The sequence below is a fragment of the Psychrobacter sp. SWN149 genome (assembly GCF_015864565.1).
In the GTDB taxonomy this organism is placed as follows: domain Bacteria; phylum Pseudomonadota; class Gammaproteobacteria; order Pseudomonadales; family Moraxellaceae; genus Psychrobacter.
In genome coordinates this window covers 28,281-40,690 of sequence record NZ_JADYWX010000010.1, presented here as the reverse complement: position 1 = coordinate 40,690, position 12,410 = coordinate 28,281, and the positions used below count along the sequence as shown (strand labels likewise).

General features: G+C 41.9%; 12 protein-coding genes and 1 tRNA gene. 11 read left to right on the top strand and 2 right to left on the bottom strand.

Annotated elements, in window-relative coordinates:
* The 10 genes from I6E86_RS13440 to I6E86_RS13395 all read left to right on the top strand — a co-directional run.
* The coding region (locus I6E86_RS13440) for an NAD(P)(+) transhydrogenase (Re/Si-specific) subunit beta (RefSeq protein ID WP_197177888.1) at positions 1 to 719 on the top strand (719 nt) is incomplete at its 5' end.
* A 527-nt stretch (positions 720 to 1,246) separates the two neighbouring features.
* Positions 1,247 to 2,554, top strand: coding sequence for a histidinol dehydrogenase (hisD, locus tag I6E86_RS13435; protein ID WP_197177887.1), 1,308 nt, complete (start codon positions 1,247 to 1,249; stop codon positions 2,552 to 2,554).
* A 66-nt stretch (positions 2,555 to 2,620) separates the two neighbouring features.
* Complete coding sequence (locus I6E86_RS13430; RefSeq protein WP_197177886.1) at positions 2,621 to 3,394, top strand: SDR family NAD(P)-dependent oxidoreductase; 774 nt, start codon at positions 2,621 to 2,623, stop codon at positions 3,392 to 3,394.
* 130 nt (positions 3,395 to 3,524) lie between these two features.
* Entirely contained in the window at positions 3,525 to 4,574 is a 1,050-nt protein-coding gene (locus tag I6E86_RS13425; RefSeq protein ID WP_197177885.1) for a LacI family DNA-binding transcriptional regulator, read from the top strand.
* Between the two features lie 54 nt (positions 4,575 to 4,628).
* Positions 4,629 to 5,621, top strand: coding sequence for a cupin domain-containing protein (locus I6E86_RS13420; protein WP_197177884.1), 993 nt, complete (start codon positions 4,629 to 4,631; stop codon positions 5,619 to 5,621).
* Between the two features lie 74 nt (positions 5,622 to 5,695).
* On the top strand, positions 5,696 to 6,406 hold the full coding sequence (locus I6E86_RS13415) for an alpha/beta fold hydrolase (protein WP_197177883.1): 711 nt from the start codon (positions 5,696 to 5,698) through the stop codon (positions 6,404 to 6,406).
* Between the two features lie 70 nt (positions 6,407 to 6,476).
* The gene (locus tag I6E86_RS13410; RefSeq protein WP_197177882.1) at positions 6,477 to 7,181 is read left to right on the top strand and encodes an RraA family protein; all 705 of its coding nucleotides are present in this window, start codon (positions 6,477 to 6,479) and stop codon (positions 7,179 to 7,181) included.
* Between the two features lie 68 nt (positions 7,182 to 7,249).
* Positions 7,250 to 7,792, top strand: coding sequence for an ester cyclase (locus I6E86_RS13405; protein ID WP_197135256.1), 543 nt, complete (start codon positions 7,250 to 7,252; stop codon positions 7,790 to 7,792).
* Positions 7,793 to 7,961: 169 nt separating this feature from the next.
* Complete coding sequence (locus I6E86_RS13400) at positions 7,962 to 9,020, top strand: ester cyclase (protein ID WP_197177881.1); 1,059 nt, start codon at positions 7,962 to 7,964, stop codon at positions 9,018 to 9,020.
* A 39-nt stretch (positions 9,021 to 9,059) separates the two neighbouring features.
* Positions 9,060 to 10,007: an ester cyclase gene (locus I6E86_RS13395; protein ID WP_197177880.1), complete on the top strand. Its 948-nt coding sequence runs from the start codon at positions 9,060 to 9,062 to the stop codon at positions 10,005 to 10,007.
* Between the two features lie 53 nt (positions 10,008 to 10,060).
* Here I6E86_RS13395 and tnpA read toward each other — a convergent pair whose 3' ends face one another.
* A complete protein-coding gene (gene tnpA / locus I6E86_RS13390; RefSeq protein WP_197177879.1) occupies positions 10,061 to 10,477 on the bottom strand; it encodes an IS200/IS605 family transposase in 417 nt (138 codons plus the stop codon).
* A gap of 47 nt (positions 10,478 to 10,524) precedes the next feature.
* Here tnpA and I6E86_RS13385 point away from each other — a divergent pair, with 47 nt between their 5' ends.
* A complete protein-coding gene (locus I6E86_RS13385; RefSeq protein WP_197177878.1) occupies positions 10,525 to 11,619 on the top strand; it encodes an RNA-guided endonuclease InsQ/TnpB family protein in 1,095 nt (364 codons plus the stop codon).
* Positions 11,620 to 12,115: 496 nt separating this feature from the next.
* Here I6E86_RS13385 and I6E86_RS13380 read toward each other — a convergent pair.
* A tRNA-Gly gene (locus I6E86_RS13380) sits at positions 12,116 to 12,190 on the bottom strand.
* Positions 12,191 to 12,410: the final 220 nt, after the last annotated feature.

Below are 12,410 nucleotides of genomic sequence, written 5' to 3'. Positions count from 1 at the left end.
CAGGCATTGGTTTCACCCTTGGCAACTCAATGCTGATTATTGCAGGTTCGCTCGTTGGTTCATCCGGTGCGATTTTGTCTTACATCATGTGTAAAGCCATGAACCGCTCATTACTTAACGTTTTGTTTGGCGGTATGGGTACAGGCGCTGTAGCAGCGGGCGGCGATGATGGCGCACCGAAGAACTACAAAGCAGGTTCGGCAGAAGATGCGGGCTTCTTAATGGCCAATGCGAGTAGTGTGGTCATTGTACCAGGTTATGGTATGGCACAGGGCCGTGCACAGAATGCGGTCAAAGAGTTGTACGAGCTGCTAAAAGAAGAAGGTGTGAATGTGCGTTTTGCGATTCATCCGGTCGCGGGTCGTATGCCAGGTCATATGAACGTCCTATTGGCTGAAGCCGATGTACCTTATGATGATATTTTAGAGATGGATGAGATTAACTCAGACTTCGCGAGTACAGATGTGGTGTTGGTCATCGGTGCGAACGACGTGGTAAACCCCTCTGCGAAAGACGATCCGACCTCTCCAATCTTTGGTATGCCGATTTTAGAAGTCAGCAAAGCCCAGACGGTCATGGTCATCAAGCGTTCAATGAGTACCGGTTATGCAGGTCTTGATAACAGCTTGTTCTACATGGACAAAACGATGATGATCTTTGGCGATGCTAAGAAAATGGTAGAAGAGATGGTACGTACTATCAATGGCGGCGGTCATTAATCTCTAAGCTATGTTTTTAACCATTATTATTTGCAGATAAGTTTTTAGATAAAGAAAGTCACTGAGGTGGCTTTTTTTGCGTTTTATAACATGAATGATGCTAATGAATGATGTGATGCTCGTTCTTATCGACTTTTATATTTTATGTTAAAGAGTGGCGTGACTGTTAAATATTCGTAAAGTTAAGCATCAAATATCTCACATTAAAGCCCTTTAACAGACGTATGAAAATTAATGAATTCGAATTCAATAAAATGTTGTATTATTGGTTATATCGCGCTAATATATATTCATAATCAGTAGGTTTTTAGATTAACAATTTTTACTTTATACGTTTTATTTAAAGGTTGTTATTAAAATTTTCAACGTATATAGGTAAGTGTTAGCATAAGGATTTAACGATAAATTCGTATGCATTATAAATATGATGCGTGAATGGTTTCATACCATTAAGAACATGATGTAAGAAAGCAAATTTTTTTATCTACCAAACAACATACTAAATAAACATAAACGAGGACATGGATGTGATTACATATTTAAAAAAAGGTAAGCCTGAAGCACAACGTAGCCAAGATGATGCAAAGGTGCGTCAAGTTGTTGAGAATACATTAGCAGATATCGAAAAGCGTGGTGACACTGCCATACGTGAGCTGTCAGAGAAATTCGATAATTATTCTCCACAAGCATTTCGCTTAAACCAACAAGAGATTGACGAGCTAATTGCGCAAGTTTCGCCTCGTGATTTAGAAGACATCAAATTTGCTCAAGCTCAGGTACGTAATTTCGCCCAAGCTCAGCGCGACTCGATGCAAGACATTGAAATTGAAACCATGCCTGGGGTTATTTTGGGTCACAAAAATATTCCTGTTCAGTCGGCAGGTTGCTATATCCCAGGTGGTAAGTTTCCGATGGTCGCATCAGCACATATGTCTGTTGCTACAGCTTCGGTCGCTGGTGTACCTCGTATTGTTGCTTGTACACCACCGTTTGATGGCAAGCCGAACCCTGCTGTGATTGCTGCTATGCACCTGGGCGGCGCACATGAAATTTATGTATTGGGTGGTATTCAAGCCGTTGGAGCAATGGCATTAGGTACAGAAACCATCGAACCTGTACATATGTTGGTTGGCCCTGGTAATGCTTTTGTCGCTGAGGCAAAGCGTCAGTTATTTGGTCGTGTAGGAATTGATTTATTTGCAGGACCTACTGAAACAATGGTCATTGCGGATGATACGGTTGATGGCGAGATTTGTGCTACAGATTTGCTAGGTCAAGCAGAGCACGGCTATAACTCACCTGCTGTATTGTTGACGACATCACAGCAACTGGCTGAAGACACCATGAGCGAAATCGAGCGTCTACTGAAAGTATTGCCAACGGCCGATACAGCATCGGTGAGTTGGGAAGATTATGGTGAAATCATTGTTTGTGACACCTATGAAGAAATGCTAGAAGTTGCCAATGACTATGCATCAGAACACGTGCAAGTAATGACGGATCGAGATGATTGGTTCTTAGAACATATGACTTGTTATGGGGCGTTATTTTTAGGTCCTCGTACTAATGTTTCTAATGGTGATAAAGTCATCGGTACCAACCACACGTTACCCACCAAAAAAGCAGGTCGTTATACAGGTGGATTATGGGTAGGAAAATATTTAAAAACGCATTCGTACCAAAAGATTACCACGGATGAGGCGGCTGCTAAGATTGGAAGTTATGGGTCGCGCTTGTGCATGTTAGAGGGCTTTGTCGGTCATGCTGAACAATGTAATGTGCGTGTACGCCGTTATGGTCATCAAGAAGTACCTTATGGCACAGCTGCCGACTAAGCCAGCATTATCGTTCAATCATATCTATTTGATATCAAATATTTAAATTAGAGAAGATAAAGACTTATGCAATTACCAACAACACCCTCATTTAATCTGACAGGAAAGCGTGCATTAGTGACTGGAGCCTCATCTGGTATTGGGTTAGGGTGTGCGGTTGCATTGGCTGAAGCGGGTGCAGAGGTGACATTAGCAGCGCGCTCCTCTGATAAGTTACAAGCTGTGGTGACGCTAATGACAGATAAAGGTTTAAAGGCCAACGCCTTAAAACTAGATGTGACCGATGTTGCCTCTGTTCGTCATTTATTTGAAAACCTCTCTAATACAGATGCTTTTGATATTGTGGTCAATAGTGCAGGTATGGCCAAACACACGCCTGCACTGGAGACTGAACCTAGTGATTTTGATGATGTGACTGATATCAATCTGCGCGCCTCTTATTTTTTGATGCAAGCGGCGGCAAAGAAACTCATTCATGCCAATAAAGCCGGCAGTCTTATCAATGTCTCTTCACAAATGGGCCATGTCGGTGGGCCAGATCGTGCCGTGTACTGTGCAACTAAGCATGCTGTTGAGGGTTATACCAAGGCCATGGCAATAGAGTGGGGAAAGCATGGCATTCGCATTAATACCATCTGCCCAACATTTGTAAGAACAGCCTTGAGTGCGGCAACGTTTGCTGACGCTGACAAAAGCCAATGGATTATGAGTAAAATTCATTTAGGCAGAGTGGCTGAAGTCGAGGATATTATGGGAGCAACGGTGTTTTTGGCATCAGATGCTGCCGCCATGATAACAGGCACTTCATTATTAATAGATGGTGGATGGACCGCAGAATAGCCAATGCTAGATATTGAGTTCTCAGCGGTTTTGATACTAAGTGTTTTTGATTTATTAGCTTAGGTATAATAATTAACAGAACACCCTATCAACACCAATGGCTAAGAGCTGGGCTAAAAAAGGTTATGAGATGACAAATAAAAATTCTGATATCACAAATGTTATAAAAACCCAACGTGTTACAGCAGATCAAGTTGCTGAAGCAGCAGGAGTCAGTCAATCTGCGGTATCTCGGGTCTATACCCCAGGTGCAAGTGTGTCGCAAAAAATTAAAGATAAGGTAAAAAAAGCCGCTAAAGAACTAGGCTACCGCCCAAATATGCTCGCGCGCTCATTAATTACTGGGCAAAGTCGTTTAATCGGTTTGGTGGTGGCGCACTTAGAAAACCTCTTTTATGCAGATGTGATCGAAAAGCTTTCTCATGCGTTGCAGTCACATGGTTACCATTTACTGATTTTTATGGCGATGAATGACAAAGATTCTACGCTTAAGGTGGTAGATGAGCTGTTGGATTATCAAGTGGACGGTATTATCACAGCGTCTCTGAGTTTATCTAGTGATTTGACAGACCGTTGTCATACAGAGAATATTCCTGTGGTGATGCTTAATCGTTTACAAGATGATGATCGACTCTCTGGTGTGAGCTCTGACAACTTTGTCGGTGGTCGTAAAGTAGCAGAGTTTTTTGTCAAAGGTAACCATAAAAGAATCGCTCATATTTCAGGTTGGACAGGGTCTTCTACACAGCGAGACCGTGAAGCGGGCTTTATTTTAGGGTTGCAAGAGTTTGGTCAAAAGCTATTTGCTCAAGCGGTCGGTAATTATGATCGTGAAACGGCAAAGCAGGCCACGATAGAGTTGTTTGCTAATAAAACGGAAACCAGCCGCCCAGATGCTGTATTTGTCGCTAATGATTTTATGGCTTTTGCTGTCATGGATACCTTACGTTATGAGTTGGGGCTTAGAGTGCCAGAAGATGTATCCGTCGTTGGGTACGATGATGTTGCGGTAGCATCTTGGGAATCTTATAGCTTAACAACTGTCAGTCAACCGGCTCAGCGTATGGCAGATGAGGTTGTGTCTACTTTATTAGAGAAAATAGCAAACCCTGATTCTCCACCGAGGCGTATTTCTATAGATGGCCCATTGATTGTTCGTAACTCGGCAAAAAAACCATAAATGCTTCTGATTAAAAAAGCTGTTTAGAAGATAAATTAAAATAGGAATAAAGTAATGGAAGGTATCAGCAGACTTGAGATGGAAAAACGTATCGTGCGCTATGGAGATTTGCAGCCTTGCCGCACTGCCTTTATTGATGCACATACGCCAGGGTCAAATCATAAAGAGAACTTCACTATTATTGGTGGTGGTGTGTCAGAAAGCCCAGACCAGCACGTACATATTCAAGACACCCCTGGCTTTAACATTGGTGCTGCAGGCCAACCTCCACATTGTAAAAACAGCTTACATCTACACACCACGGCCGAAGTATTTTTTGTATTGAACGGTCGTTGGCGCTTTTTTTGGGGCCTTCATGGTACAGCGGGAGAGGTTATTTGCGAAGCAGGGGATATTTTTAATATTCCGACGGGTGTGTTTCGTGGCTTTGAAAATATCGGCAACGACTACGGCATGATTATGTCGATATTGGGTGGTGACGATGCGGGTGGCGGTGTAACCTGGGCGCCGCAAGTTATTGAAGAGGCTAAGGCTCATGGTCTGATTTTGGGCAATGATGGTCGACTGTATGACAGCAAAAAAGGCGAGAGCCTGCCTGAAGGTATTGAGCCAATGGTGCAACTCACAAAAGAAGCGCTTAAACAGTATCCAGAAGTATCGACCTCAGCAATCGTCCCTCATTATGTTGCCCGTTATTGGGACATGATGGCACTGGCCAAAGAAGCGCCTTGCCAAGTAATTGGTGAACATGCCTTGATCAAAGACAAGCCGGGTTTTTCGGTGGAGTTCTTGACACGCGGCTCAATCAGTGAAGCGCCTTATCAGACGGATTGTCACGAAATCCTAATGGTTAAAACAGGGCATTGGACATTTAAATGGCTAGATGATACTGGTGAAGAGTCTCAGACGAGCATAGCACCAGGGGATGTAGTGGCTGTACCGCCTAATCTGACACATCGTCTTTACCCTTCTATGTCTGGTGAGGCTGCCTTGTTTAGAGTAAAAAATACTGCCGAAGCGGCAGGGGCGACTTGGATACAGAGCTGAAAATCCAAAGTGAACGGTAGTGTAATTAAGGCTATTACCTTGGATTTTGAGGCGTACTGTTTAGGAATATAAAAATGATACCTTTAGTTCTTATCCCCGGCATGATGTGTGATGCAAGACTGTACCAGCCTCAAATATCAGCTTTTTCGCATAGAGTGCCGATTCATACTGTACCGGTTTCAACTCACAGTAATATGCAGGATTTAGCAAAAGACATTCTAGATAATGCACCACCAGTCTTTGCGCTGGCAGGATTGTCCATGGGCGGTATTATTGCCATGGAGGTGTTACGTCAAGCGCCCAATCGCATTGCCAAGCTTGCGCTACTTGACACAAATCCAAGAGCAGAAGTAGAAGAAATTAAGAAAAATCGCCAGTTATTAATGGCCAATGTGCAACAGAATGGATTGGCTGAGGTGATATCGAATACTATTCCTAAGTATTTTTCACCGACAGAAAGTCTATCAACTCAGAAAAACTTAAAAATAATTGAGCTTTGCAACGCCATGTCTCAGTCATCTGGTGTAGCAGCTTATATTAACCAAAGCATGGCTTTACGTGATAGACAAGACCAGCAAGAAACGTTAAAAAAACTTACTGCCAATGTCCCTACTTTGATTTTATGCGGTGAAGACGATCAACTTTGTCCTGTTGAGCGGCATACATTGATGAAGTCTTTGATGCCGAATGCAGATTTACACATCATTAAAGGTGTAGGACATCTACCGACATTGCAAGCGCCAGAGCAAACCAACAATGCCTTAGAAAGCTGGTTGTTTACGTAAATAATGACACACCCTAGTTAAGCAGAATTCGCTTGTCGCTCAAATCATATGGAAATGAAAGGAGATATCTATGAATAATACGTTACTTAAACTGCTGCAATCTGTTGATACGCCAACAGTATGTAATGCCATTGAAGTGGCTCAAGGCAAACGAGGCTTTAATAGTTTTACACGCGGGAATATGTTGTCATCTGACCCTGATTCAAGACCTATTGTCGGTTATGCCGTGACCGCAAAGATTAGCGCATTGGCAGAACCCACAGAACCAAAAGAGGTGATCCGCGCCAGACGTATGGATTATTATCGTGCCATGTCAGAGGGTGCCAAAGGTGATATACCCTCAGTCGCAGTGGTTGAAGATGTCGATTATCCAAACTGCATTGGCGCATACTGGGGCGAAATCAACACGACGATACATAAGGCATTTGGGATGAATGGGGCACTAACAAATGGCGTGATGCGCGATTTGGGTGACATGGCAGAAGACTTTCCAGTGATTGCCCATTCTGTCGGTCCTAGTCATGGGTTTGTTCATATTAAAGAGGTGAATACCACGGTCGATATCATGGGCATGACGGTTGAGGTTGGTGATTTAATACATGCTGACCGTCATGGCGCCGTCGTCATACCTAAAAATATAATCGATAGATTGGAAGCCGCTATTCATAAGTTATTAAATAGCGAAAAAATTATCCTAACACCAGCAAAGCAAGAAGGCTTTGACTTTGCAGCTTTTGAGAAAGCGTGGCAAGCGTTCGAAGAATCAAGAGTTTAATTTTTGTCCTCATCAATGCTTAAAAAAAACCTTTACCTTTACCTTTTAACTTAATAGAGAGAAATATTATGACAACCTCAAAACGTCCAGAGCAAGGCATCTTAACCAAAGACAATGATCTCAGTAAAACAGATGAAACCATAGGGGTGATTGACGCCATGGTTGACGGCTTAAATGATCATGATATTGACAATATGGGTCGATTTTTTGCTGAAACTTTTCGCTGGATGGGCAATGCAGGATGTGGTTATAAAGAAGGCTTAACAGAGTTTCAAAATGGTTGGCAGCGTCCGTTTCAGCAAGCATTCTCTGAAAAAGTTTGTATTGATGAAGCAAGACTAACCCAAGGTGAATGGTGTGCAGCATTTGGTCGTCAAGAAGCCATCCACAGTGGCGAATTCATGGGTATAAAGCCTACTGGTAAAAAAGTTATTATTCGTTATATGGATTTTTGGAAAGTAGCTGATGGCAAAATCGAAGATAACTATGTCATGGTTGATTTTCCTTCTATTATGATGCAGCTAGGTATTGACCCTTTTAATGGTCATGGTTGGGAAAAGTTTGACACCAAATCAGGTGATTTGGCTCACACACCTACTATCATGGAATAAAGTCTTAACCTAAAACCTAAAACCTAAGACCTAAGACCTAAGGTATAAGTTACGACCAATCAAATCCATAACCATATCTACTATTGTCGGTGTGGTTGTGATGAGTTGACTGAAAGCTTGTAAGATTTTTAATCGATTCAAATCTAAAAAATACAGCAAGGGACAGCACATGAATAACAAGACAGCAGAACAGCAAAATAAGCATCAAATTGAGCGGTTTAATCAAGCGCTATACAATTATGATAGTGAAAAAGTAAAGTCTCTAATCGATGAGCTCTTTACTGAATCTGCTGTCATTCAATTGGCTTACCCATTAGAAACTCTGCAGAACCGTGATGCTTTATTTACTGAATCGTTTGAGCCATTACAACAAGCCATTCCAGATCTAGAGCGCCGAACCTTTATTGTCATGGCTGGCAATAGTGGTAGCAGTATGACCAGCAATGAAAATAATAATACTGACTGGGTAGGGTGTGCTGGCTACTATACAGGTACGTTCATGGAAAGCTGGCTTGATATTCCTCCCACAGGACATCAGGTTACCATGCGTTTTCATGAGTTTTACCGTTTTGAAAACGGCAAGATTGTTGAGATGCAAGCGCTTTGGGACATACCGGAAGTGATGCATCAAGCAGATGCATGGCCAATGGTAAAAAGCCTTGGGCGTGAAGGTATCTTGTCCGCACCTGCTACCCTTGATGGCAACCTAGTGGGACAAGATTACTCTGTTGAACACAATCAGCGTAGCGAGCAGTTAGTGCTCAATATGCTAAACGGTTTGGGCGAGTTTTCGACCGGCGGTGTCTCAGCCATGAATCTAGAAAAGTATTGGCATCCTCGTTGCACTTGGTACGGACCTTCTGGTATTGGTGCTTGCCGAGGTATTGCAGGGTTTCGCAACTGGCATCAAATCCCATTTTTAAATGCTCTGCCAAACCGTCAAACCATTGAAGAAAACGGGTATTTTTTTGCTGAAGGAGATTATGTCGCTTTCACTGCTTGGCCTGGCATGTCGATGACCGTCTCTCACGATGGCTGGCTTGGTATTGCACCTGCCGGGCAACAGATTACGATTCGTAGCCTAGACTTTTGGCGTTGTGAGGATGGCTTAATTCGTGAGAACTGGGTGCTTGTAGATATTTTACATGCCTATAAACAAGTTGGCATAGATGTCCTCGCTCGCATGCGCGAATTTAATAAAGCACGTTACCGTCAGTTTGATAAATAAAACCAAGCTAATAATACTTACTTTAAAAAAGAGACATTTATGAAAGGATTCGATGAGAAATTTAACGATTTTCCCGACTATATATTAAAAATTACTAATGAAATTTGGGAAAACCGTGGATTACATACTCTACATGACTATTATGCTCCAGATATTGTGGTTAGGACGCCACTAGGTATAGACTTCGGAAATCAAGGCGTGATAAATGCGACCATGAATGTGTTAGCAGAGTTCCCTAATCGTACCTTGCTGGGTGAAGATGTCATTTGGAGCGGTACGCCAGAGACTGGCATGCTGTCTTCACACCGTATCATCACCACGGCCACACATATCAAAACAGGTCAAAATCTTCGTTTTCGAGTCATTGCTGATTGTCATGCAAAAAACAATCAGATCGATGATGAATGGTTGATAAGAGATCAAGGAGCCATTGCTCGACAAATGGGTCAAACGCCTAAAGAACGCGCGCAAGAAGTGATTGAAATGCAAGAGAGAAATGGTATTGTCAAACCACCCTTTACCCCAAATATTGATCAAGATGGTCCCTATTTAGGCCGTGGTAACGACAATGAATGGGGTGAGACGTATGCTGATATTTTAACGCGCTTAATGAATGCAGAGTTTGCTTTGATTCCACATGAGTACGATCGTTGTTGTTTAGGCGAGTATCCAGGTGGCGTTTCAGGTATATCACATGGTGATGTTGATGCTTTTTGGCTAGGGTTGCGTTCCTCATTTCCGAATGCTGAGTTTAAGATTCACCACCAGATCGGTCGGGAAGACAAGTTAATGTCACCTCGTGCAGCGATTAGATGGTCATTAACTGGCAAGCATGAAGGCTATGGACACTTTGGACAACCAACTGGTGCAGAGGTACATGTCATGGGCGCCTGCCATGCTGAGTTTGGACCTTGGGGATTACGCCGCGAATATGTGATGTATGATGAAGTAGCGATTTGGCAACAGATATTATTGGCTGCAAAATAATTTATCGAAAAGCACCGTAAAACCACGTCCTTCTAGGGCGTGGATGAAAGGTATTATTGGTTAGGTACTTCTTGCTGTTGCTCGATGTATTCTCTAATAATATCAATTGAAGCACCGCCACAGCTTGATGCAAAATAGCTTGGAGACCAAAGCGCATTGCCCCAAAGTTGCCGATCAATTGATGGGTAATTGTTTTTACGGATCATCCTACTGGATACTCCTTTCAGGCTATTTACTAGCGATGAAACGCTGACTTTGGGCGGGTAATTCACCAAAAGATGCACATGATCTTGCTCACCATTAAATTCTACTAGCTCCGCATCAAAATCCTGACAGACCTGACTTAAGATTAAATCCAGTTCATTCAATATTTCTTTAGTGAATACTTTTCCCCTATATTTTGTAACAAAGACCAAATGAATATGAATATTATAAACAACGTGTCTACCACGTCTTAATGTGTTTGACACAAGATTAGACCAAATACATAATAAGATAACTAATTATAATTCATCCTATGAAAACACTCAAGTTACGCATCAAAGATAAACACGCTGACCAATTAAATAAATTGGCATCATCGGTTAACTTTTTGTGGAATTACGTGAATGATTTGAGTATTAAGCACTTGCAGCGTACTGGTCATTTCTTTTCGGCCTATGATATGGCAACTTATGTAAAAGGCAGTGGCGAGCTGCTGAACCTGCACAGCCAAACCTTGCAAGCAATCACTGAAACCCATGCTAAATCTCGTAAGCAATTTAAAAAGGCCAAACTAAATTGGCGCACTAATAATCCGAAAGCCAAGCGTAAATCACTTGGGTGGATTCCGTTTAAGAAATCAGCCATTAAATACTTAGGCGTCAAAAAAGCGGGTAAAAAGGTTCTTAAGTCTACGATCCAACTCAGCTTATCAAAAGGTCAAAAGCTGACCATTGATGTGTGGGATAGCTATAATTTAGCCCTCTATGCGATTAATACTTGTGAGCTTGTGCAAGATAGCCGTGGGCTTTGGTATGCGTGCGTGACCGTTAAAGAGCATCCAAAAATTGAGTGTGGTGCAAGCGAAACAGGTATCGATTTGGGTTGTAAAGACTCAGCAACAACGAGTAATGGTGACAAACTCACTGTTAAGCAAACCCACAAATACGCATCAAAACTAGGTATTGCTCAGCGTGCTAGAAATAAAAAACGTGTTCGAGCCATTCACGCCAAAATCAAAAATACTCGTCAAGATATGCTCCATAAATTCACGTCCAAACTTGTCAGAGACAACAAGGCGATTGTCGTTGGAAAACTTCAATCAAAATCATTTACTTCAACCAATCTAGCTAAGTCAGTCTATGACGCAGGTTGGTTTGAAATCAAAAGGCAATTGACCTATAAATGCAAGAATGCAGGTTGCCATTATCTTGAAGTGAATGAAAGCTACACCATCCAAACTTGTTCATGTTGCGGCTCGCGCCAAAACAGTCCGAAAGGTAGAGCAAATTTGCGAATAAGAGAATGGACATGTGAGTGCGGTGTGACTCACGATCGCGACATTAATGCGGCAAAGAACATTCTCGCGCTTGGGCTTGAGCGTCTAGCAGTAGGAATCCCCTCCGTTTAGGGAGGGGAGGAAGTCAAATGCTTAATCTTTCTACCCTAGGCTATCAAAAACCCAATATTAATAACTTCACCTAAGTAAAATATTGAGTGATGAAAGCTTGCTAGAACTCTACTATGTATGGCTCTAGCAAATTCTTTTATAATTACTTAAGTTTAAATATTACTGGTTTTCACTTATCATATTGATTCAACCCTAAAAAACACGTTTTTTTGTTGAATTGAGGTTGGGTTCAAAAATTGTCATAGTGCCAAATTTACTAGGTTAGGTGTCATGATGGTTTCTGAACCAAAAATAGCTAGGTTGTGGTCAGTTATGTATGTGAGGTTTTAGAGCAGGGCACAGTTTGGGCACCACATGGGCACCGCCATGAAAATGGGGTTTTTGTTTGAGTAGTTAGACTTAACTATATTCAAAAAGATATTTCGAGAATTTCTCTACAAGCCCTGAAAATTAGACAAAAAAAAGCCTCACTGTTAAGTGAGGCTTTTTAAGTATTTGGAGCGGGAAAAGAGATTCGAACTCTCGACCCCAACCTTGGCAAGGTTATGCTCTACCACTGAGCTATTCCCGCTAATTATCAATTAACTATCGTCAGTTGATGATGGCGTATTATACGCAGTTTTTTTGATGTGTCAACACCCAAAACGAAAAAAACCAAAGTTAATAAAATAGGCGTTTTCTAAGGCCGTGTATGTATGTTATAACGGTTTATTATGATATGTATTCCAAAAGCTTTGTATTGCATAAATAAGCTGGGATACATTTCATAATTTAATCTTAAATCACATTCA